General features: G+C 37.7%; 20 protein-coding genes and 1 other RNA gene. 7 read left to right on the plus strand and 14 right to left on the minus strand.

All coding sequences use genetic code 11. From position 1 onward, the window contains the following. Nucleotides 1-16 precede the first annotated feature (16 nt). The 9 genes from BN1208_RS05950 to rsmI form a co-directional block, all read right to left on the minus strand. The gene (locus BN1208_RS05950) at nucleotides 17-1,363 is read right to left on the minus strand and encodes a UDP-N-acetylmuramoyl-tripeptide--D-alanyl-D-alanine ligase (protein ID WP_046488772.1); all 1,347 of its coding nucleotides are present in this window, start codon (nucleotides 1,361-1,363) and stop codon (nucleotides 17-19) included. Beyond that, nucleotides 1,364-2,794 carry a UDP-N-acetylmuramoyl-L-alanyl-D-glutamate--2,6-diaminopimelate ligase gene (locus tag BN1208_RS05955; protein ID WP_046488774.1) on the minus strand — a complete coding sequence of 477 codons (1,431 nt, stop codon included), beginning with the start codon at nucleotides 2,792-2,794 and terminating at the stop codon, nucleotides 1,364-1,366. Beyond that, nucleotides 2,791-4,536 carry a peptidoglycan D,D-transpeptidase FtsI family protein gene (locus BN1208_RS05960; RefSeq protein ID WP_231854576.1) on the minus strand — a complete coding sequence of 582 codons (1,746 nt, stop codon included), beginning with the start codon at nucleotides 4,534-4,536 and terminating at the stop codon, nucleotides 2,791-2,793. Before BN1208_RS05960 ends, BN1208_RS05955 begins: the two co-directional genes overlap by 4 nt. Further along, nucleotides 4,533-4,796, minus strand: a complete 264-nt coding sequence (gene ftsL / locus BN1208_RS05965; protein WP_046488777.1) for a cell division protein FtsL — start codon at nucleotides 4,794-4,796, stop codon at nucleotides 4,533-4,535. The genes BN1208_RS05960 and ftsL overlap by 4 nt, the downstream gene beginning before the upstream one ends. Then, a complete protein-coding gene (gene rsmH / locus BN1208_RS05970; RefSeq protein WP_046488779.1) occupies nucleotides 4,797-5,747 on the minus strand; it encodes a 16S rRNA (cytosine(1402)-N(4))-methyltransferase RsmH in 951 nt (316 codons plus the stop codon). A 24-nt stretch (nucleotides 5,748-5,771) separates the two neighbouring features. Beyond that, nucleotides 5,772-6,218 carry a division/cell wall cluster transcriptional repressor MraZ gene (gene mraZ, locus BN1208_RS05975; protein ID WP_046488781.1) on the minus strand — a complete coding sequence of 149 codons (447 nt, stop codon included), beginning with the start codon at nucleotides 6,216-6,218 and terminating at the stop codon, nucleotides 5,772-5,774. A 205-nt stretch (nucleotides 6,219-6,423) separates the two neighbouring features. Then, an RNA gene (rnpB, locus tag BN1208_RS07165) (RNase P RNA component class A) lies at nucleotides 6,424-6,714 on the minus strand. 81 nt (nucleotides 6,715-6,795) lie between these two features. Then, complete coding sequence (pyrC, locus tag BN1208_RS05980; protein ID WP_046488783.1) at nucleotides 6,796-7,833, minus strand: dihydroorotase; 1,038 nt, start codon at nucleotides 7,831-7,833, stop codon at nucleotides 6,796-6,798. Further along, nucleotides 7,826-8,671, minus strand: coding sequence for a 16S rRNA (cytidine(1402)-2'-O)-methyltransferase (rsmI, locus tag BN1208_RS05985; protein ID WP_046488785.1), 846 nt, complete (start codon nucleotides 8,669-8,671; stop codon nucleotides 7,826-7,828). Before rsmI ends, pyrC begins: the two co-directional genes overlap by 8 nt. Nucleotides 8,672-8,797: 126 nt before the next feature. Here rsmI and BN1208_RS05990 point away from each other — a divergent pair, with 126 nt between their 5' ends. The 5 genes from BN1208_RS05990 to BN1208_RS06010 all read left to right on the plus strand — a co-directional run bounded on the left by BN1208_RS05990 (nucleotide 8,798) and on the right by BN1208_RS06010 (nucleotide 13,183). Further along, a complete protein-coding gene (locus tag BN1208_RS05990) occupies nucleotides 8,798-9,367 on the plus strand; it encodes a BON domain-containing protein (RefSeq protein WP_046488787.1) in 570 nt (189 codons plus the stop codon). Between the two features lie 217 nt (nucleotides 9,368-9,584). Next, on the plus strand, nucleotides 9,585-9,911 hold the full coding sequence (gene trxA / locus BN1208_RS05995) for a thioredoxin TrxA (protein WP_046488789.1): 327 nt from the start codon (nucleotides 9,585-9,587) through the stop codon (nucleotides 9,909-9,911). A 56-nt stretch (nucleotides 9,912-9,967) separates the two neighbouring features. Continuing rightward, complete coding sequence (gene rho, locus BN1208_RS06000; protein ID WP_046488791.1) at nucleotides 9,968-11,227, plus strand: transcription termination factor Rho; 1,260 nt, start codon at nucleotides 9,968-9,970, stop codon at nucleotides 11,225-11,227. 73 nt (nucleotides 11,228-11,300) lie between these two features. Further along, a complete protein-coding gene (gene rpmE / locus BN1208_RS06005; protein WP_046488793.1) occupies nucleotides 11,301-11,501 on the plus strand; it encodes a 50S ribosomal protein L31 in 201 nt (66 codons plus the stop codon). Between the two features lie 50 nt (nucleotides 11,502-11,551). Continuing rightward, nucleotides 11,552-13,183 carry an ArnT family glycosyltransferase gene (locus BN1208_RS06010; RefSeq protein ID WP_046488794.1) on the plus strand — a complete coding sequence of 544 codons (1,632 nt, stop codon included), beginning with the start codon at nucleotides 11,552-11,554 and terminating at the stop codon, nucleotides 13,181-13,183. A 4-nt stretch (nucleotides 13,184-13,187) separates the two neighbouring features. On the opposite strand, the gene BN1208_RS06015 is transcribed toward BN1208_RS06010, so the two are convergent. From BN1208_RS06015 to BN1208_RS06035, 5 genes are read right to left on the minus strand one after another with little or no spacing between them, the layout of a single operon-like run. Beyond that, nucleotides 13,188-13,400, minus strand: a complete 213-nt coding sequence (locus BN1208_RS06015; RefSeq protein WP_046488796.1) for a formate dehydrogenase subunit delta — start codon at nucleotides 13,398-13,400, stop codon at nucleotides 13,188-13,190. A 2-nt stretch (nucleotides 13,401-13,402) separates the two neighbouring features. Then, on the minus strand, nucleotides 13,403-14,221 hold the full coding sequence (gene fdhD, locus BN1208_RS06020; protein WP_052734659.1) for a formate dehydrogenase accessory sulfurtransferase FdhD: 819 nt from the start codon (nucleotides 14,219-14,221) through the stop codon (nucleotides 13,403-13,405). Between the two features lie 9 nt (nucleotides 14,222-14,230). Further along, nucleotides 14,231-17,077 carry a formate dehydrogenase subunit alpha gene (fdhF, locus tag BN1208_RS06025; RefSeq protein ID WP_046488798.1) on the minus strand — a complete coding sequence of 949 codons (2,847 nt, stop codon included), beginning with the start codon at nucleotides 17,075-17,077 and terminating at the stop codon, nucleotides 14,231-14,233. A 39-nt stretch (nucleotides 17,078-17,116) separates the two neighbouring features. Then, nucleotides 17,117-18,670, minus strand: coding sequence for a formate dehydrogenase beta subunit (locus BN1208_RS06030; protein ID WP_046488800.1), 1,554 nt, complete (start codon nucleotides 18,668-18,670; stop codon nucleotides 17,117-17,119). Beyond that, a complete protein-coding gene (locus tag BN1208_RS06035; RefSeq protein WP_046488802.1) occupies nucleotides 18,667-19,152 on the minus strand; it encodes a formate dehydrogenase subunit gamma in 486 nt (161 codons plus the stop codon). The genes BN1208_RS06030 and BN1208_RS06035 overlap by 4 nt, the downstream gene beginning before the upstream one ends. A gap of 108 nt (nucleotides 19,153-19,260) precedes the next feature. Here BN1208_RS06035 and BN1208_RS06040 point away from each other — a divergent pair, with 108 nt between their 5' ends. Then, a complete protein-coding gene (locus BN1208_RS06040) occupies nucleotides 19,261-21,384 on the plus strand; it encodes a molybdopterin-containing oxidoreductase family protein (RefSeq protein WP_156157794.1) in 2,124 nt (707 codons plus the stop codon). A 5-nt stretch (nucleotides 21,385-21,389) separates the two neighbouring features. Further along, nucleotides 21,390-22,400: a GTP 3',8-cyclase MoaA gene (moaA, locus tag BN1208_RS06045; RefSeq protein ID WP_046488804.1), complete on the plus strand. Its 1,011-nt coding sequence runs from the start codon at nucleotides 21,390-21,392 to the stop codon at nucleotides 22,398-22,400. The last annotated feature ends 3 nt before the right edge of the window (nucleotides 22,401-22,403 follow it).

Here is a 22,403-nt window from a genome sequence, read left to right on the forward strand (position 1 = left end):
ATCTTTCTTAAAAATTTTAGGAAAGTGCCTCTACAACCTCTTCCATTTTCATAAATCGAGAGCCTTTAATAAGCACACATGAATTCTTTTTTATCTTAGTTTTGACGTACCTAATAAGTGCTTTTTTATCTTCAAACCATTTTGCATTACCTTTACAATGATCTATCAAATGCTTGGTTAATTTCCCCGTTCCAACTACGTCTTGTATTTTGTTTTTTTTAATATAAGCCCCTATTGATTTATGGTACTCAACCTCCTTTTTGCCTAGCTCGCCCATATCGCCAATAATTAATATTTTTTCACAATCCTGGTTTGCAAGAACATCAATTGCAGCGCGCATCGAAGCAGGATTTGCATTGTAGGTATCATCAATCAAGACACAGTTATGAAGTCCTTTTTTGAGTTCTAGTCTTCCATGCACTGACTTAATAGATTCGATACCACGTTTAATAGCTTTGAATGGTATTTTTAGCGCGATAGAAGCGGCAATAGCTGCTAATGCATTTTTTAAATTATGCTCGCCCTTTAATTTGACTTTAATTTCTAGGATTCCTTTTGGCGTTTTAATTTGAGAAATGCCTTGAACTGTCTTCTTTACATATACATCAGATTTTGCAGTTAATCCAAATGTAATAACTTTTTTACGGAGTGCAGCAGTCTTTAATAGACTATAAAAGTCATCCTCTCTATTAATAACCGCAATACCATTACTCTTTAGCCCTGAAAATATTTCTGATTTCGCTTTTGCAATACCTTCTTTTGAGCCAAAAAATTCAATATGAGCCTCTCCTATATTTGTAATCACTGCGACATCTGGTTTTGCAATCTCACTTAAATATTTAATTTCGCCCTTATGATTCATGCCCATCTCAACTACAGCAAATTTTTGAGTTTTTTTAATATTTAATAAGGAAAGAGGGAGTCCTATATCATTATTGAAATTTCCTTGGCTCATCAGGACTTTTAATTTGCTGTTAACATGGCAAGAAAGAATACTGCCAATCATTTCCTTTGTTGTTGTTTTACCATTGCTGCCGGTAATAGCAATAAGAGGCAGCCTAGATTGAGCTTTCCAATACTGAGCTATCTTACCTAAAGCCTCTCTCCCATTTTTAACGATTATTTTATTTTCTAAATTTTTAATGTCTCTAGAGACTACTGCGACTAATGCACCTTTTTTAATAGCACTTATTGCAAAATTATCTCCGTCAAATTTTTCACCCTTGATACCTAAAAATAAATCATTCTTTTGAATATCTTTACTATTAATTGAAATATTCTTAATGGTTTTTTGAAGTAAAGAAGTATCACCATAGTATTTACCAGAAACAATTTTTTTAATCTTATTTAAAGTAATTTGCATTCAGATCGCCTTATAAGCTTTGAGTGCTTTTCTTGCAAATAGTTGATCGCTAAATGGATATTTAACGCCTTTAATTTCCTGATAGGTTTCATGTCCTTTTCCAGCGATAAGAATGACATCATTTTTTTTGGCACTTTTAATTGCTTTTTGTATTGCCTTATGTCGATCAATTTCTACACGATAATGCCCTTCCATATACTTGCTAATTTCTTTAATAATTTTTCCAGGGCTTTCATTCCTTGGATTGTCTGACGTAATAAAATTAATGTCAGCTATATTAGAAGCTACTTCTGCCATATCTTTTCTTTTTCCATTGTCTCTGTCTCCTCCGCACCCAAATACACAGATGAGATTCCCATCAGTTTGTTTCTTAAGAGTTTGAAGCGCTTTTTTTAAGGCGTCTGGCGTATGAGCATAATCAATAAAGATCTTGGGAGTATTTTTAGATCCTAGTCTTTCCATTCTCCCTGGAACCTGGGATATAAAACTTATTTGTTTTACTATTTTTTGTATTGAATAGCCAGATGCTATCAATGAAGCAATGACTGCTAGTAAGTTATATACGTTAAACTCACCTACTACTGGTGCTTTAACTTTGTATGTTTCTTTTTTATATGCAATTTGGAAATATGTGTGCGAATTTGAATATTCAATATGGGTCGCTCTAATATCGCCATTTTTTATTCCATAACTTAAAACTTTAGTTTCATTCTTTGTAAGAAAAGTAATAAGTTTTTTTCCATAAGGATCATCAATATTTATAACTGCAACTTTTAACGATGGAAATTGAAATAACTTCTTTTTTTCATTGAAATAATTCTGCAAGTTAAGATGGTAATCTAGATGATCTCTAGATAAATTCGTAAAAACAGCAACATCAAAAAGAATTCCATTCACTCTTCCCTGAGACAATGCATGAGATGAAACTTCCATTACAACTGATTCTATTTTTTTATTTTTAAATTGTCTTAAAATACGATGATTTGATATCGCATCAGGGGTTGTGTACGAATGAGATTTCAATTTTTTGTATCCAAATCCTAGAGTGCCTATTACTCCTGATTTTTTACCTAAGAGATTTTGTATTTCGGCTGCCCAGTATGCACATGATGTTTTTCCATTGGTTCCAGTAATACCTATAGTGAGCATTTGCTTCGAAGGCTCTTTAAAAAAAGAGTGGGCAATTTCACCTTCTTTATTTTTTAATTCTGCTACAGCATAATGGTTTGTACTCCATGTTTTTTTCCAAACAAAATTTTTCTTTTCATAAAGAATTGCTTTGGCTCCTTTTTTAATAGCCGCTTCAATATAAGCTCTTCCATCATCATGTATACCGGGATAGGCTAAAAATAAAGAATCTTTTTTTATATTTCTACTATCGTTTGATATATCAGAGATGTGATGTCCAATTTTTTTTAACACACTCTTCATATCGTTTCTTTAGAGTCTTTGTTATCTTGCGGCATAACTTTATTTTTAGTTTTTATGTCTTGAGGAATTTTTAATATCTTCATGACGTCAGCCATCACGCTGCTAAAAACTGGTGCTGCAACCGCTCCACCGTAATGACTCCCAAGACTTGGCTCATCTATCATCACTGCCATAATAATTCTTGGATTCGAAACTGGGGCAAGACCTACAAATGAACCGATATTTTTATTTTTTTCATAAACTCCATTTGCTCCAATTTTCTCAGCGGTACCTGTTTTGCCTGCAACTCTATATCCTATAATTTTTGCATTGCCTCCCGTACCTTCCTCAACAACTTGCTCCATCATTTCTACCATTAATCTTGCTGTTTGCTTTGAAAATACTTTAGTACCCATTGAAATTTCATCTTTTTTGAATAATGTAACAGGCTTCATTTCTCCGTCATTAGCGAACACTGTATAAGATTGAGCCAATTGAAGAAGAGTTAAATTAATCCCATGTCCGAAGGATATGGTTGCCTGATCTACTTTCCCCCAGTTTTTATAATCTCGAAGTCTTCCAGATGCTTCTCCCGGAAATCCAGCCTCTGTTTGCATTCCAAATCCTACTTTATTTAAGGTAGACCATAAATTCTTAGGTGTTTGCATCAATCCAATTCTTGCTGCACCCACATTTGAAGATTTTGCAATCACTTCTGAGACAGTCATAAAAGGTTTACTTCCATCAGTATGTGCATCATGAATGGTGGCTGATCCAATTTTCATCAATCCTGATGAAATTTCTACCAATGAACTTGGATTAAGGATTCCAGCCTCTAATGCTGAAGATACCGTAAATGGCTTGATCGTAGATCCAGGCTCAAATACATCTGTCACTGCTCGATTTCTTGTAGGGCCGCCTCCTTCCCTAAAATTATTGGGGTTATAAGAAGGTAGATTTGCCATAGCTAGCACCTCTCCCGTTTTTGCATCGAGCACAATAGCCGACCCTGCTTTAGCTTTATGAATATCAATTGATTTAGCTAATTCCCTATACGTTAAATATTGAATTCTTGCATCAATTGAAAGTTTTATGTCATGCCCGTCTTGAGGCAATTTCACTTCCTGGAGATCATCAACAATCTTGCCAGCACGGTCTTTAATAACTTTTTTACTGCCAAGCTTACCGGAAAGAAATTTATTTTGAGAAAGCTCAATACCTTCTTGCCCTATATTATCTAGATTAGTAAACCCAACTAAATTAGCTGCGATATCAGCGGCCGGATAAAATCTTTTAAACTCTTTCTGAAAAAATACTCCTGGTATTTTCAGGGCTTGTAATCTTCTTGCATCTTCAGGAGAGATTTGTCTTTTGAGATATATAAATTCTTTTTTATTGTTTAGTAATTTTTGATCAACCTCATTTGCACTTAACTTAAGAATATCTTCTAGTTCTAATTTTTGATCTTTTGTTATTTTGACATTTGGTGGGTTTACCCAAACTGACTCTACCGGGCTACTGATTGCTAAGATATCTCCATTCCTATCGGTAATTTTTCCCCTATCTGCGTAAAGAGAAATTACTCGAGTGCTTGTAGCATTTCCTTTCGATTGTAAAAATTTTTTATCTAAACTTTGTAAATAGAATGCTCTTAAAATAAGCGTTACGAATCCAGCTAAAAATAGAAGTAAAATTAGTCTTCTTCGAATACCCGAGAGCTCAAAAAATGTTTTCTCGACTTTGTTGTTAATAAATAAACTCAAGGCCGCTCCAATAAAATAATTTTTTTTGGTTCGGGAGTTTTCATCTTTAACAATTTTTTTGCAACTTCTTCGATTCTTCCGTGCATTGCCCAAGTGCTTTGCTCAAGCTGCAATTGGCTATACTCAGAATTTAGCTTTTGGCTAATCTCTTTTTGTTGATCAAGTTCAAAATAAAGCTTTCTTGATTGATGCTGTGAGTTTATTTTTGCAAGAGCCATAAGTAGGATTACAAAGAATAAAATAAAATTCACTTTTGTCATTTAATGCGCAGTCCTTTCAGCAACTCTCATAATTCCGCTTCTTGCTCTTGGATTACGCTTTACTTCAGCCTCGCTAGGCCTTATAGGTTTTGTCACAATATTCAATCGGGGTTTTGGTAACTCATCACTTCTAATAGGAAAATTAGAGGGTAAAGTATCTCTATTTTTCTCATCGTTAATAAATTGCTTCACAATTCTGTCTTCGAGCGAGTGGAAACTAATCGCTACCAAGATGCCGTCTTTTTTTAATAGCTTTAAAATTTTAGGCAACACTTCTTTCAACTCTTCCAGTTCTCGATTTATATAGATTCTTAATGCTTGAAATGTTCTTGTCGAAGGGTCTTGTCCAATTTCTTTTTTGGGCATATGGTCTGCGACAATTTTTGCAAGTTGTTTTGTCGTTTCAATCGAACCTACTTCATCTCTCTCTTTAATAATCGCAGTCGAAATTCTTCGTGCAAATTTTTCTTCGCCATATTCCTTTAAAATCTTTTCTAATTCTTTTTGTTCAATTTTTTTTAAAAGTTCAGCCGCTGTCACGCCCTTTGATTGATCCATACGCATATCTAGGTATGCATCAAATCTAAAACTAAAACCACGATCACCCTCGTCAATTTGTGGTGATGAAATACCCAAATCAAGCAGTACACCATCTACTTTTGAAATACCTTTTGCCTCTAAAACTTCATCAATTTCAGAAAAATGTGCACGCACAATTTCAAATCTCATATCTTTAATTTTCAAACCTTCTTCGTACGCAGATTTATCTCGATCAATTGCAATTAATCTGCCTTCTCGGTTTAATTTTTCTAAAATTAACTTACTATGCCCACCTCGCCCAAAGGTGCAATCCACATAAATGCCATCTTTTTTTAAAACTAAATGTTCAACTGCTTCGCTTAAAAGGACAGTAATGTGCTCATGTTTAAAATTAGGTTGCGCTTGATTCATGAGGTATTAAATTAAATTGCATCTTTAAAGAGAGAATCCTTCTAGTTCAATTGGCATAGTTGAGGCTTCTTGTTTTGTAGCTTGCTGCATCTGCTGATCCCAAGCTTCTTTATCCCAAAGTTCAAAATGACTTCCCTGTCCGACTAACATGGCTTGCTTATCTACCTTTGCAAATTCTCTTAATACTTGAGATAGGAGTAATCGGCCTGCTGTATCTAGAGATATGTCTTCTGCATAACCCACGAGTAATCTTTGTAATGCACTCGATTTTTTATCAAAACTTGAAAGCGCCATAATCTTGGACTGGATAGGCTCCCAAGCCATTTGGGGATAAATGAGTAAACATCCATGGGGGTGCGCTGTAATGACTAAATCGCCTGAAGATTGGGTGAGCAAATCCTCTCTATGTTTTGTCGGCATTGCCATTCTGCCTTTAGCATCAATATTCAAGAGATTAGCGCCTCTAAACATAATTCCCGACCTAGTTATTTAATTCAAAAAAAGTGGGAAATTACTAAATACCCTTAGTTCTACTTAGAAATTTCCCACAAAAAACCACTTTTTTCCACTAATGACACTATAGATAATAAAAAAGAGCTCTGCAAGCTCTTTTTTGAAGGTTTTTTCATATATGACAAGGGTTTGGACGGATAAAACTAGAAGATTTTTAAGAAAAAGTTGAAGCCAACCGATAAGCCGGGTTCTGTCGTGGACAGTCATTCATCTAGGCACATGATTACTCATGCACTCAAGCAGTCTACCCGGTAGCAGCACGAGCCGTGCTATTACTACCCTATTTGACTTTGCTCCGAGTGGAGGTTACCGCGTTTCACCGTAACTAAATACGCTCGTCTCTGTGGCCCTATTCCTCGTTTCGCAACGTACGGCCGTTAGCCGTCACTCCGCTCTGTGGAGCCCGGACTTTCCTCTCCTTGAGTTAACAAGCAGCGACTGTCTAGTCAGCTTCGCATAGATTTTAACACACCTATCAAATATCACTTTTTGATGGATTTAACTGAAGAAGAATTCAACACATAATCAAACTTTTCTAATACATTAAACGCCAAGAAATTTTTCTTCCAGCATATAGCGGAACAATAGCTTCATCACCTACAGTAATTTTTTCAGGAACAATCCAATCCTCTTTAACAAGTTTAATTGATGATTTATTTCTTTCTAGCCCGTAGAAATCTGCGCCATAGAAACTTGCAAAACCTTCAAGTTTATCCAGTGCATCGAGCTCATCAAACACAGCAGCATAAAGTTCAATAGCGCTTGCTGCAGAAAAAATACCTGCACAACCACAAGCATTTTCTTTTGTTGATTTTAAGTGAGGCGCACTGTCGGTACCTAAAAAGAATTTCGTATTGCCCGATGACACTGCATTTAAGAGGGCTTGTCGATGTGTCTCTCTTTTTAAAACAGGAAGGCAATAATGGTGAGGATTGATGCCACCTATAAACATATGATTTCTATTTAATAAAAGATGTTGTGGTGTAATCGTAGCTGCCACTTTTTTGGAGCTACTTAAAATAAAATCAGCGGCATCTTTTGTAGTGATATGCTCCAACACAATTCTCAAATTGGGAAATGTTTTATGTAGCTTTAATAAATGTTGATCAATGAATACTTTTTCACGATCAAAAATATCAATTGCTGGATCGACGACTTCGCCATGAAGTAAAAGTGGCACGTCTAATTTTTCCATGAGCTCAAATACATCGTAACGATTATCAATATTTTTAACACCTGAATCTGAATTAGTTGTGGCGCCTGCTGGGTAATATTTAATGCCTATAATGTCTTTATGTTCAGGAATCTTTTTAATTTCTTCAAGTGAAGTTTTATCTGTGAGATACAAAGTCATCAGAGGCTGGAGGTGGTTACCGCCTTTCAAAGCTTTTTTAATTCTGGATTCATATTGAATTGCTTGATCTGCAGTTGTAATTGGTGGTTTTAAATTGGGCATCACAAGCGCTCTCGCAAATTGCTTTGCGGTATAAGGCACAACAGATGCCATAAGCGCGTCATCTCTTAAGTGCACGTGAAAATCATCCGGAGTAGTAATCGTTAAAGTTTTAGTCATCTTTTTTTATTTTCAAAGCTTCATCATATAAATAATTTTTGTTGATACTTAATATTTCTACACCTAATTTCACAGCGGCATTGGTTGGCATATGCTTGAGTAATATTTTTAATATTCTATGCTGATCTTCGCTCAGTAATTCATTTTTTTCATGATGCATAGGAGATACTAAAATCACAAATTCACCTTTTTGAAAATTACTATCACTTTCAATAATCTCTCTAACCTTTGAAACTTCACCTCGGTAAATGCTTTCGAAAGTTTTGGTGAGTTCTCGTGCCACTACAATATGATGTTTGTCCCCAAAAAAATCAGCCATATCATTCAAAGTTTTGATGATGCGGTGCGGTGCTTCGTAAAAAAGTATAGGGCATGATTGCGTTTGAAGATTTTCAAACGCCTTAATTCTTTGACTACTCGTCGTCGGCAAAAATCCGTAAAAATGAAAGCTTGTATGTTCCATCCCTGAAACTGAATAAGCTGCTGTGACCGCAGAAACCCCTGGAATAGGCACGACTTCAAAACCAGCAGCTGCTACATCTTTGACAATAAGACCTCCAGGGTCGCTAATATTAGGGGTACCTGCATCTGATACCAACGCAATATGTTTGCCGTCTTTTAAATATTCAATGATTTTTTGTGCGGAAGCTTTTTCGTTATGCTGATGAACTGCAAACTGTTTTTTTTCAATAGAGAAATGAGACAAAAGTCCTTGGGTATGTCTTGTATCTTCTGAAGCAATGAGATCTACTGATTTGAAAGTTTCAAGCGCTCTAAAAGTAATGTCATTTAAATTGCCTATAGGAGTTGCAACTACATACAATATTCCACTCATCATCAAAGGCCCAATTATTTTTCAAGCACTTAAAATCTCTTTTAAGTCGCTTACTCAATACCTCTTTAAAAGAGATATAATCATTTTGTCATATATCAATGCTAAGTTAATAAAACTTTAGAGGAAAATATGCTTAAACATCTCAAATTATTTTTTATTTCATTTGTCTTATTGCAACTCTTAGGATGCCCTGCTGCCATTATTGGCGGAGGCGCTATAGGCATTGATACTATTGCAGATCGCAGAACGCCAGGCGTCATTCTTGAAGATTCTAATATTGAATTAAAAGCTTTTGCTGGCATTCAAAAACTCCAAGGTGACATTCATACGAATGTCACAAGTTATAACGCGCATGTGCTTGTTTTAGGTCAAGTACCAAGCGAGGAAATTAAATCAACTATTACCAATCAGATTAAAGCGTTAGCTAACGTCAAATCCGTGATGAATGATCTCACGATTGAGCCTGTAAATTCACTATCAGCAAGAGCTGAAGATACTTTAATAACCTCCAGTGTGAAGGCACGCTTTTTTAAAGAAAATAAGGTTTCGCCTTTTTTCGTCAAAGTCATAACTGAAAATAAGGTGGTCTACCTTATGGGTATTTTGAACGAAAAAGAGGCCAAAGAAGCTGAAGAGATTGCCAAAAATACAAATAAAGTTGCAAAAGTAGTGAAGCTTTTTGAATATATCAAAAACTAGATTAAGTATTTCCTTCTTAAGTTGTTGAAAATAAAAGACTATTAAATAGCTGGAGACTATCTTAACCGCGGCCTCACACGCCATTTGATTTAATTAAAGATGTTGTTATAATGTTTTTCATAGTTTTTTCAAAAAATTCAAGTTAGTTCTAAATCCCAAATTAAATTGCCGTAACACTAGCTAGCTTAATTACAGAATTAATCCATTAAAGGTCATCATGAGTAAAAATATTATCCATTTATCAGACGCATCATTCGAAACTGAAGTACTTCAATCCACTGTTCCTGTTCTTGTTGACTACTGGGCAGAGTGGTGTGGCCCTTGCAAGATGATTGCACCTATTCTTGATGAAATATGCAAAGACTACGATGGTAAGTTAAAGATTGCTAAACTTAATATCGATGAAAATGCGCAAACACCAGCTAAGTTTGGCATCAGAGGCATTCCTACCTTAATGATTTTTAAAAATGGCAATGTCGAAGCAACTAAAGTCGGCGCCTTATCAAAGTCCCAATTAACAACATTTATCGATAGCAACATCTAAAGTTAACCCCTCCCCTTAAAGCCCCTCAACGTAACACTAATCGGAAAACCCCAAACATGCATTTATCTGAATTAAAACACCTCCCCATTGCACAACTAGTAGAAATGGCGATCACAGACGAAATCGAAAATGCGAGCCGTATGAGGAAGCAAGATTTAATCTTCGCAATCTTAAAAAACAAAGCAAAAAAAGGGGATAGTATTTACGGGGATGGCACCTTAGAGGTCTTGCAAGATGGGTTTGGATTCTTAAGATCGCCTGATACTTCCTACCTTGCAGGGCCTGATGATATTTATGTGTCACCTTCACAAATTCGTCGTTTCAATCTTCATACTGGCGACACTATTCAAGGTGAAATCAGAACGCCTAAGGATGGGGAGCGTTACTTTGCACTTGTAAAAGTAGATGAAGTTAACAATGAAGCGCCAGAAAATACAAAGAATAAAATTCTTTTTGAAAACTTAACGCCCCTATTTCCAACGATACCTCTCACGCTAGAAAGAGATATTAACGGCGAAGAAAATATTACAAGTCGTGTCATTGATATGATTGCTCCGATTGGGAGAGGTCAGCGCGGCTTGATTGTAGCGAGTCCTAAAAGTGGCAAGACTGTCATGATGCAAAATATCGCACATGCCATCACATCAAATCATCCTGACGTATCTTTAATTGTGCTTCTCATTGATGAGAGACCAGAAGAAGTAACTGAAATGACGAGGTCTGTAAAAGGTGAAGTTGTTGCATCAACATTCGATGAACCTGCAACACGTCACGTTCAAGTGGCTGAAATGGTTCTTGAAAAAGCGAAGCGTCTTGTTGAACATAAAAAAGATGTAGTGATTCTCTTGGATTCCATTACACGATTGGCAAGAGCTTACAACACAGTCATCCCTTCATCCGGTAAAGTGCTTACCGGTGGTGTCGATGCCAATGCCCTTCAAAAACCAAAGCGTTTCTTTGGGGCAGCCCGTAATATTGAAGAAGGTGGCTCGCTTACAATCCTTGCAACAGCTTTGATTGATACAGGCTCACGCATGGATGACGTGATTTACGAAGAATTTAAAGGTACTGGTAATATGGAAATTCACCTAGATCGTAAAATGGCTGAAAAAAGACTCTATCCAGCAATTAATGTGAATAAATCAGGCACCCGTAAGGAAGAGCTTCTTATCCCTAAAGATAATTTACAAAAAATATGGGTACTTAGAAAACTTCTACACCCTATGGATGACTTGGAAGCGATGGAATTCTTGCTAGACAAGATTAAAGCCACTAAAAATAATAATGACTTCTTTGACAGTATGCGAAGGGGTTAAGACGTAAAATTGATTGATTTTTGGTCCTCAATCATTGATAATACGCATCTATTGAATCAAAGTTGGAAAAATTATGAAAGCTGATACACACCCAAATTACTCTGAAATTAATATCACATGTAGCTGTGGTAATAAATTCAAAACACAATCAACAGTTGGAAAAGACATGAACATTGAAGTTTGCTCACAATGCCATCCTTTCTATACAGGTAAACAAAAGATTTTAGATACTGCAGGCCGTGTTGAGAAATTCAAACAAAAATATGGCATGTAAGGATTCATTCTTATATCAAAAGGCAGCATAGGCTGCCTTTTTTTTTAAATATGCGATTTCAACTTGAACACGACTGGCAAGATAATATGGCTACCCCTAGAAGTCGTTTGGGTGAGCGTGCCAAAATTCATTCTTTTGTCGTTTTATGTATTATTTGGGTATTTGCAGGGCTCTTCGGCCATGCGCCTTGGAAGGGCTATGAAACACAAAGTATCAGTGCGATTCATGCAGTACTGAATGGTCATTTATTGGCACCTCTGGCTGCCAGTGAAGATACACTTATCAATCCACCCCTTTACTACTGGACAGGGGCCATCTTTGGCAAACTTTTCACACCTTTAATTTCCCTTCATGACGCGAGCAGGATGATCAATGCTTTGTGGATGGGGCTTACCATTCTGATGATAGGTATGCTGAATCGAGAGTTATGGGGCATCGGCTTTGGAAGACAAGCGGCTCTCATTTTTATAGGGTCAGTGGGCCTCATATTTAATGTGCATACGCTCATGCCTGGTATTGCAACATTAACAGGCCTCACCATGGCATTTTATGGCTTAGCCCTTTCTAAAAGACGCCCTTTTAGATCCGCCATACTTTTAGGTTTTGGTTTGGGTGTGAGCTTTTTATCAGGCGGGATTGTACCACTTCTTATTCCTATACTTTCAGCCCTTCTCTTACCTACATTTTTTCAATTATGGCGAACACGTCGCTATGCTCTAGTTCTAAGTTTAAGTCTTCTTGTGAGTCTACCTTTTTTAATTATATGGCCAACACTTCTATGGTGGTATCAACACGACATATTTATGAAATGGATTAACCATTTCAAATTATTTCCAGTGCAAAATTATATTTTTTATATGAAAAATCTTTCCTGGTTTGCTTGGCCAGCTCTCCCTCTTGCAATCTGGGGCCTATGGAAATTTAGAGGCAAGATATGGTCTCAACCTAAATTTCAATTGCCAATTATCTTTTTTGTATCTACATTTATTCTTACTGCTTCTTGTGGGAAAACAAACCAAGCTTTTTTAATGCCATTTCTAATTCCGCTATCAACAATTGCAGCAGGTAGTATTGAAAATTTAAGAAGAGGTGCTGCAAGCGCACTTAACTGGTTTGGCATCATTTTATTTTCAACCATTCTTTTTCTCATTTGGCTCGGCTGGAATGCCATGCTCACAGGCTTTCCTAAAAAAACATATGAGCGTATGCAATTTTTAGCACAAACCAACGAGTCACATTTCAACATTTTTATTTTAATTATTGCGATACTTTTGACGCTGGTTTGGATTTTTTCTTTGGTTAAAACAAGAATTACAAATCGCTCATGTACCACGAATTGGTCTATTGGCCTCACTGTGAGTTGGGCGCTTCTTATGGCTTTATGGCTTCCCTGGATTAATCATAAGAAAGATTTCAGTCCACTTTTTTTATCCATGGGAAAAGTAATGCAAGATAAAACTTGTCTCACGACACACAACATCAATAACGCACAAATTGATTTGATTGATTATTATTTAAATATAAAGTCGACCAGAGATGGTGACCGAGGCAATTGTAATTATTTACTTATTTATCAATTGCACAAAAAAGATCTACCGCCGATTGGAGAAAATTGGAAATTGGTTTGGAATAAGAGACAGCCGGGCGATAAAAATAATTACAAATTATTTTATAAAGAGTAAAAACTCAAAGATGCTTTTGGATTGCATCAATCACAATCACTTCTAGCCCTTTTCCCGCATTTTTTGAGACATGCTCTTTAATTTGATTACGCATAGGTGGGGCCCAAAATTTAGTTAGATGATTTGCAATCTCTTCTTTCGCTTTTCCTTGGTCCGGATAGGATTTAAAAAAAGAACCAATTTGGTTAGCCATCGTGACAAGTTGATCAATATTCATAATTAATTTTTTGTAACTCTTTCAGTATAAGTATAAATCACATAATGAGGAGCTCTTGCAAAGCCAATCAAACATAGCCCATATTTTAATGCAGATCGAATCGCAAGTCCCGTGGGGGCTGATATGGCAATCAGAGTTGATGCGCCTAGCATCACTGTTTTTTGAACCATCTCATAACTCGCACGACTTGTAGTAATCACAAAGCCTTTATCATTAAAGCTTTTCTTTTGAAGGGCTCCAATTAGCTTATCTAGAGCATTATGTCGGCCTACATCTTCACGTACCAATTGAATTTCGCCCTGCTCATTTGCCCATGCGCATGCATGAGTGGCACCTGTTTTTTTTTGGAGCGATTGAGTTGCATGAAGCGTGTCGAGTGCTTTTATTATTGCACTCTCTTTAATGGTTAAAGTGTTATCTATCTTTTTTTGAGGGAGTCTTAAGGCTTGATCTAAATTTTCAGCACCACATAAACCACACCCAGTTCGACCAAGAAGATTTCTACGTTTATCTTTTAGTGATTGGAAACGCGCTGATGCAATTTCAATTTGAAGTTCAATACCCTTTGGCTGATGAATGACTTCAATACCATAAATATCACTTTTATTTTCAACAATGCCTTCTGAAAAAGAAAATCCTAAAGCAAAATCTTCAAGGTCTGAGGGAGAGGCTAGCATCACGGCATGTGATATGCCGTTATAGACGAATGCAATCGGCACTTCTTCTGCAATGTCATCTTTTTCCATTGCTTTTGCATTACTTTTTAAGACTTCATATGTCTTAAAACTATGTTCTGTGTCAATAAAAAGATCTTGTGCCACTTGTTAAATCTAATGAATTTTTAATTCTTTAGATTTACCTGCAAATTCAATTTGCTCTTCACTAAAATGTTGGTATTGTTTTTGCCAATCAGATAATTGTGTCACTTTATTTACCTGCACAGCTGTCACTTTAAATTCAGGGCAGTTTGTTGCCCAATCTGAATTATCAGTCGTGATGACGTTAGCACCTGATTCAGGATGATGGAATGTAGTGTAAATCACGCCAGGTTGAACACGGTCTGTAATTTGAGCCCTTAATACAGTCTCGCCTGATCGACTCACAACACCAACCCAATCGCCTGATTTAATAGCTCTTTCTTCAGCATCATGTGGGTGAATTTCAACTAAATCTTCTTCATGCCACGCTGTATTTTTTGTTCTTCTCGTCTGAGCACCTACATTATATTGAGAGAGTATTCTGCCCGTCGTTAGAATAAGTGGATATTTTGGTGTCACTTTTTCTGAAGTGGGCACATATTCAGTAATAATAAATTTACCTTTGCCGCGCACAAATTCATCAATATGCATTGTCGGTGTACCGAGAGGATGCTCATCATTACAAGGCCATTGAATACTTCCTAATTCATCTAACTTCTTATAACTCACACCGCTAAATGTCGGCGTGAGATTTGCAATCTCATCCATGATGTCTGATGCGTGGCTATAGTCCATTTTGTAACCTAGCGCATTAGAAAGCATCTGTGTGATCTCCCAATCTTCATATCCATTCTTAGGGGACATTACTTTTCTCACTCTAGAAATACGTCTTTCAGCATTTGTAAATGTGCCATTCTTTTCTAGGAATGAAGAGCCTGGTAAGAATACGTGCGCATACATCGCAGTTTCATTTAAAAATAAATCTTGCACAATGACACACTCCATCGACTCCAATGCATGTGTTACATGCTGCGTATTAGGATCTGATTGTGCGATGTCTTCGCCTTCACAATAGAGCGCTTTAAATTGTCCTTCGATCGCGACATCTAACATATTAGGAATTCTTAAACCGGGTTCATTTTGTAATTTAACATCCCAAGCTTTTTCAAATAGAGCCAAAGTCGCTTTATCAGATATATGTCGGTAACCTGGGAATTCATGAGGAAACGATCCCATGTCGCAAGCGCCTTGTACATTATTTTGTCCTCTTAAAGGGTTAACTCCTACACCCTCTCGGCCAATGTTACCTGTCAACATAGCAAGATTAGCAATGCCCATGACCATCGTTGAACCTTGGCTATGTTCAGTCACGCCTAATCCATAATAAATCGCAGCATTACCACCTTTAGCAAAAAGTTTTGCAGCAGCCCTTACATCTTTAGCATCCACACCAGTAAATTCACTCATCGCTTCAGGTGAATTTTCAGGCTTAATAATAAAATCTTTCCATGCTTTAAATGCATCGTCTTCACAACGCGATTTAATGAAAGAATCATCCATGAGTTTTTCAGTGACAATCGTGTGAGCTAATGCATTCACGATAGCAACGTTGGAGCCAGGCTTAAGTTTTAAATGATAATCAGCTTTAATGTGAGGCGAGCTATCGACAAGATCAATAGCGCGAGGATCAACAATGATAAGCTTGGCACCTTCTCTTAAGCGTCTTTTCATTTGTGATGCAAATACAGGATGGCCATCTGTTGGGTTAGCCCCAATAATCATAATCACATCCGAATGCATAACTGAATCAAAATTTTGCGTACCTGCAGACTCGCCAAGTGTTTGCTTAAGTCCGTAACCTGTAGGTGAATGGCATACACGTGCGCAAGTATCAATATTATTATTACCTAATGCTGCACGGACTAATTTTTGCACTACATAAACTTCTTCATTCGTACAACGTGAAGATGAGATAGCACCTACTGAATCACGTCCATATTTCTTTTGGATACGCTGCATTTCACTTGCTGCATAATTTATAGCTACATCCCATGTGACTTTTTCCCAAGGATCATGAATACTTTTACGAATCATAGGTGTCGTAATGCGATCTTTATGTGTCGCGTATCCCCAAGCAAATCTTCCCTTAACACACGAATGTCCATGATTAGCACCGCCATCTTTATTGGGTGTCATACGAACTACTTCTTCGCCTTTCATTTCAGCATGAAATGAGCAGCCTACACCGCAGTATGCACAAGTTGTTGTGACGCTATGTTCTGGAACGCCTGCTTCGATAATCGTATTTTCAATAAGGGTTGCCGTTGGGCACGCTTGCACACATGCGCCGCATGAGACGCATTCTGAATCTTTAAAATCTTTATTACCGGCTGATACTTTGGAATCAAAACCTCGACCTTGAATGGTGAGGGCATAAGTACCTTGAACTTCTTCACATGCTCTAACACATCTTGAACATACAATGCATTTAGACGGATCAAAAGTAAAATATGGATTCGAAGTATCTTTTTCACTCTTTAAATGATTTTTACCTTCGTAGCCATAACGTACATCTCTTAAACCGACAGCGCCAGCCATGTCTTGAAGTTCACAGTCACCATTTGTTGCACAAGTTAAACAATCCAAGGGATGGTCTGAAATATAGAGCTCCATAACACCGCGTCTAATATCAGCAAGTTTAGGCGTTTGTGTACGTACCCTAATACCTTCAGCAACAGGCGTAGTGCATGAGGCTGGATAACCGCGACGACCTTCAATTTCGACCAAGCAAAGACGACATGAGCCAAAGGGTTCCAGGTTGTCTGTAGCACATAACTTAGGCACAGTGACCCCTGAAATAGAGGCTGCATGCATGATGGACGTCCCTTCAGGCACCGAGACAGATACGCCATCAATGGTTAACTGAATAGTCTTGTCTGAAGTTCTTTTGGGCGTTCCAAAATCTTTTACATCATCCATATATTGTCTCGAAATAAATCATTAAATCAACCTGTTAGTCTATGCCTTGGTCTGTTTTACATCAACCCCAAAGTCTTTAGGGAAATGATTTAAAGCACTTAACACAGGGTAAGGCGTCATCCCGCCTAACCCACATAAAGAGCCATTAAACATCGTGTCTGAAAGGTCTCGAATTAATGTAGTATGTTTTTCAACATCTTTACCCGCGAGGATATGGTCCATCACTTCCACGCCACGAGTGGAACCTACGCGACAAGGGGTACATTTTCCGCAAGATTCAATTGCACAAAAATCAAAGGCATAACGCGCCATCTTTGCCATATTGACTGTCTCGTCAAACGCCACAATACCGCCATGGCCTAAAATGGCCCAAATTTCAGAAAATTTTTCATAGTCGAGTGGCGTATCAAATTGAGACTCGGGCAAATAAGCGCCCAAAGGTCCGCCAACTTGCACTGCTTTAATTGGCTTGCCTGATAAAGACCCCCCACCAAAATCATATAAAAGTTCTCTTAAGGTGACACCAAAAGCTTTTTCAACAAGCCCTGTCCTTTTTAAATTACCGGCGAGCTGAATAGGAAGTGTGCCTCGAGATTTGCCCATACCAAAATCTTGGTAATACTTAGCACCCTTCGCCAAAATAATCGGAATAGTGGCTAATGAAATCACGTTATTGACTGCGGTAGGCTTACCGAATAAACCTTCGATTGCAGGGAGGGGTGGTTTAAATCTAACCAGTCCTCTTTTGCCTTCCAAACTTTCTAGCAGCGAAGTTTCTTCGCCACAAATATATGCGCCTGCTGCTCGTCTGACTTCTAAATGAAATACATGGCCACTCTTTAAAATATCATCACCTAAATAACCTGCGCTTTTAGCTTTTTCTATAGCTTCATTTAAAGTTTTTAATGCGTGAGGATATTCAGAACGTAAATAGATATAACCTTGTGAAGCACCTACAGCGAGGCCTGCAATGATCATCCCTTCAATGAGCACGAAAGGATCGCCTTCCATAATCATCCGATCTGAATAGGTTCCAGAATCACCTTCATCTGCATTACAGACAATATATTTTTGTGTCGCTTTGGTATCTAAGACTGTTTTCCATTTAATACCCGTCGGAAAAGCAGCGCCACCTCGGCCTCGCAAACCAGAATCTGTCACTGTTTGAACAATCGCTTGTGGATCTAAATTCAGTGCATTTTTTAAACCTTCAAATCCGTCATGCTCAATGTATTGATCAATACTGGTGGGTTCAGTAATACCCATGCGTGCAAAAGTTAAGCGTTCTTGTTTTTTTAACCAATCGATTTCTGATACAAGACCTAATGCAAGAGGATGCTTACCACCTTTAATAAAATCTGCGTCAAATAATGATTTCACTTCATTTGGATTGATAGGGCCAAAACCTATGCGACCTTGAACTGTTTCTAATTCAACCAATGTTTCTAACCAAAATAATCCACGTGAACTATTTCGTACGATTTGAATATCTAGTTTTCTAGCTTGGGCTTCTTTTGCTATCTCTGCTGCAACTTGATCTGCGCCAAGAGATAATGCTGCGGAATCTTTCGATACGAAAATTTTAATGCTCATGATGCGCGCTTTAAATCTGAAATAAGTTGATCTATTTTTTTACTATCTACACGTCCATAAACCTCTTCATCGATCATCACTGAAGGAGAACATGCACAGTTCCCTAAACAATAAATGGGTTCTAAGGTAATTGCGCCATCAGATGTGGTTTCATGAAAATCAATGCCAAGATGCTTTTTAATATGTAATTCAAGGATCTCACTACCCATTGCCTGGCAAGATTCTGCGCGACAAACTTGCAGGATATGGCGGCCGGGTTTGTTCGATCTAAAATGATGGTAAAAAGTCACAACACCATGGACTTCTGCAACTGACAAACTAAGTGCGCTGGAAATTAAAGGGTAGGCGATTTCTGGCACAAACCCTAGGTCGTCCTGGATAGAGTGTAAAAGAGGTAATAAGGCGCCAGGCATAGATTGATACTGCAAAATATGCTGATTAATGATTTTATAGTCCTGAGGATTTAAGACAAAGTCTTCCAAAGATATCTCCAGATTTTTCCTGAACGCTTGCTTCAATAGCTAAAACTAGTATTATAAATTACCAAGATGTTTTTCACTTAAGTAATTTCATGATTGAGGAGCTGAAAGATGGAAACACAAAAAGAAAGCAAATATTTTCATGGGGGCTGTCCTCATGATTGTCCTGACACTTGCTCAATGGTTTATGAGGTACAAGACAGTAAACTCATAGGCGTCAAGGGCAATGTGGATCATCCAATGACGCGTGGCGGACTGTGTGTGAAGCTTCAAGATTATGAAAAACGTCACTACCATCCAGATCGCCTTCTATACCCTATGAAACGAATTGGTCCAAAGGGAACAAAACAATTTCAAAGAATTTCCTGGGATGAAGCGCTTGATACCATAACTGATAAATGGCAATCCATTATCAAAGAATTTGGTTCGGAAGCTATTATGCCCAACAGCTACTTAGGCAATCAAGGTTTGGTGCATGGCATGAACGGAGGGGACTCTTTCTTTGCCCGATTAGGAGCAACTGTGACTGAAAGAACATTCTGTGGTGAGGGCTCGGCCACGGCTTGGTTGCTAACTCTTGGCCCCACTGCAGGGGTAGACCCAGAGAGCTTTATTCATTCTAAATTTATTATTATTTGGGCTTGTAATTCAGTAAGCACCAATATCCATCATTGGCATATTGTCAAAGAAGCGCAAAAAAAAGGCTCGAAGGTTGTAGTAATTGACGCTTATGCTTCAAGAACTGCTAAAGAAGCAGATTGGCATATCTGTCCTAAGCCCGGCACTGACGGTGCTTTGGCGATGGCAATGATGCATGTCATTATTGAAGAAGGATTGGTTGATCAGGATTATGTAGATAAATACACAGTGGGCTTCCCTGAATTAGCAGAACTGGCAAAAAAAAGGAGCCCTGAGTGGGCAGAAGAAATCACAGGCGTCTTAGCGAATGATATTCGAAAATTAGCCAGAGAATATGCATCGACCCAACCATCCGCTATCAGAATTGGTGTAGCTCTTGAAAAAAGCTGGGGTGGCGGTCAGGCTATTAGGGCCGTTGCATCCCTTCCAGCTCTAACTGGAGCTTGGCGTCATGTCGGTGGAGGCATCCTTCAATTCCCAGTATGGGAACAGCCTTACAAATTTGATGTAATTTGCAGGCCTGACTTAATTCCTGAAGGAACACAGGTGGTTAATAATCTTCAGCTAGGACGCGTTTTAACAGGTGAGCAAAAACTCAAAGTGCCTATCAAGTCAATGATGTGTTGGAACACAAACCCTGTGACGCAATCAACAGAAAGCGAAAAAATATTAGAGGGCTTGAAGCGCGAAGATTTATTTCTTGTCTCTGCAGAGCATTTTATTTCTGATACTGCTGCCTATGCCGATATTCTTCTTCCCGCATCCATGGGGGCAGAACAAGAAGATATCATTTTATCTTGGGGTCATTTATACCTCACCTACAATACAAAATGTATTGAGTCCCCAGGTGAAGCATTACCAAATTATGAAATTTTTAGACGTCTTGCTAAAAAATTTGGTTTTAAAGAAGAATGTTTTAAATGGTCTGACAGTGAATGTCTTGAACATTATATTGATTGGAATTCACCAGCCTGCAAGGGTATTGATTTAGACTATTTGAAAAAAAATGGTTATGCGAGAATTAATGTCGGAACAAAAGATAATCGAGCGCCTCATAAAGAAGGAAAATTTCCAACACCATCCGGTAAATGTGAATTTAGAATAGTTGGGGCTAAGAATTTTGTTGCTGGGCCGTTCAGACAAATGTACGAGGCTTTTCAGCCAGGCGATGATATTCCTGAATTACCTGATTATGTTCCCTCAAAAGAAACAGCATCAGCAAATCCTGCCTTAGCTAAAAAGTATCCATTAAATATTTTGGCGCCAAAAAGTCATGGCTTCATTAATTCGAGTTATGCCAATATTGAAAATAAACTTAAGGCTCAAGGAGAACAGTTTGTGATGATTCATCCACTGGATGCCGAAGAAAGAGGTATTAAACATGGTGATCGAGCCAAAATCTTTAATGATCGAGGCTTTTTTGAAGCTGTATCGAAAGTAACGACTGACGTTAATAAAGGTATCGTAGTGACAACCTTAGGTTACTGGAGACAGTTAAATAATGGGGTTGTCAATTCAGTGAGTTCCAATGCTTTTGGTGACATGGGAAACTCACCAACTTCTCATGATTGTTTAGTCGAAGTTCAGTTGGCCTGATTAAATTGTCGGCGCAGAATCCTCCTCCTCTTACATTAATAGATCAATTTAATCGAAAGATTAATTATCTTCGGTTATCCATTACCGATCGATGCGATTTTCGATGTGTGTATTGTATGAGCGAAGATATGAAATTTTTGCCTCGCGATGAAGTTCTCTCACTAGAAGAGTCTGCAAGAATTATAAGAATTTTCGCTTCTCTTGGCGTCACAAAAGTAAGGATCACGGGCGGAGAGCCCTTAGTTAGAAAAAATATTTCCTGGCTTTTTCATGAAATATCAACTATTCAACCTCTAAAAGAAATTGTCATAACAACTAATGGCAGTCAGCTAGCACAGCATGCGCATATGCTCAAAATGTCTCAGGTTAAACGTATCAATATTAGCCTTGATAGTCTTGACCCCGTTCTTTTCAAAAAAATCACACGCACGGGCGACTTAAATAAAGTGATGCTTGGTATCGATGAGGCTATCAAAGAAGGTTTTTCGAATCTCAAACTTAATACCGTTTTAATGAAAGGTATCAATGATCACGAAGCAATCGATTTAGTTAACTTTGCGTTACATAAAAAGATGGGTATTTCTTTTATTGAAGAAATGCCTTTGGGTGATATTGACCATAAAAGAAAAGATACTTTCGTAAGCAATAACGAAGTCTTAAAAAAATTACAGGTTCATTTTAATTTAATCCCCACCACTTTCTCCTCTGGTGGCCCTGCTAAATATTGGCAAATTGCAAATCAATCCACTAAGATTGGTTTTATTTCTCCTCACAGCCATAATTTTTGCGACACGTGTAATCGCGTTAGGGTTTCATCTAAAGGCGAATTATTTTTATGCTTAGGACAGGAAGAAAAGATTGAGCTCATGCCTCTTTTACGTCAGTATCCAGATGAAGACTGGCCTATTCAAAAAGCCATTATAGAAAGCATGACCATCAAACCAGAAGCACACGACTTTAATCTTGATACAACCAAACCTGCTGTAGTGCGATTTATGTCGCATACCGGAGGGTAAATT

The organism is Candidatus Methylopumilus planktonicus (genome assembly GCF_000981505.1).
GTDB classification, from domain to species: domain Bacteria; phylum Pseudomonadota; class Gammaproteobacteria; order Burkholderiales; family Methylophilaceae; genus Methylopumilus; species Methylopumilus planktonicus.

Bases quoted from the DNA above. Each gene is read 5' to 3' on its own strand.
- BN1208_RS05955 (WP_046488774.1), bottom strand. From the start codon at position 2,794: ATGAAGAGTGTGTTAAAAAAAATTGGACATCACATCTCTGATATATCA.
- BN1208_RS06010 (WP_046488794.1), top strand. From the start codon at position 11,552: ATGCGATTTCAACTTGAACACGACTGGCAAGATAATATGGCTACCCCT.
- pyrC (WP_046488783.1), bottom strand. From the start codon at position 7,833: ATGACTAAAACTTTAACGATTACTACTCCGGATGATTTTCACGTGCAC.
- rpmE (WP_046488793.1), top strand. From the start codon at position 11,301: ATGAAAGCTGATACACACCCAAATTACTCTGAAATTAATATCACATGT.
- trxA (WP_046488789.1), top strand. From the start codon at position 9,585: ATGAGTAAAAATATTATCCATTTATCAGACGCATCATTCGAAACTGAA.
- BN1208_RS06040 (WP_156157794.1), top strand. From the start codon at position 19,261: ATGGAAACACAAAAAGAAAGCAAATATTTTCATGGGGGCTGTCCTCAT.
- rho (WP_046488791.1), top strand. From the start codon at position 9,968: ATGCATTTATCTGAATTAAAACACCTCCCCATTGCACAACTAGTAGAA.
- BN1208_RS06030 (WP_046488800.1), bottom strand. From the start codon at position 18,670: ATGAGCATTAAAATTTTCGTATCGAAAGATTCCGCAGCATTATCTCTT.
- BN1208_RS05990 (WP_046488787.1), top strand. From the start codon at position 8,798: ATGCTTAAACATCTCAAATTATTTTTTATTTCATTTGTCTTATTGCAA.
- ftsL (WP_046488777.1), bottom strand. From the start codon at position 4,796: ATGACAAAAGTGAATTTTATTTTATTCTTTGTAATCCTACTTATGGCT.
- mraZ (WP_046488781.1), bottom strand. From the start codon at position 6,218: ATGTTTAGAGGCGCTAATCTCTTGAATATTGATGCTAAAGGCAGAATG.
- fdhF (WP_046488798.1), bottom strand. From the start codon at position 17,077: ATGGATGATGTAAAAGATTTTGGAACGCCCAAAAGAACTTCAGACAAG.
- BN1208_RS05950 (WP_046488772.1), bottom strand. From the start codon at position 1,363: ATGCAAATTACTTTAAATAAGATTAAAAAAATTGTTTCTGGTAAATAC.
- BN1208_RS06015 (WP_046488796.1), bottom strand. From the start codon at position 13,400: ATGAATATTGATCAACTTGTCACGATGGCTAACCAAATTGGTTCTTTT.
- rsmI (WP_046488785.1), bottom strand. From the start codon at position 8,671: ATGATGAGTGGAATATTGTATGTAGTTGCAACTCCTATAGGCAATTTA.
- rsmH (WP_046488779.1), bottom strand. From the start codon at position 5,747: ATGAATCAAGCGCAACCTAATTTTAAACATGAGCACATTACTGTCCTT.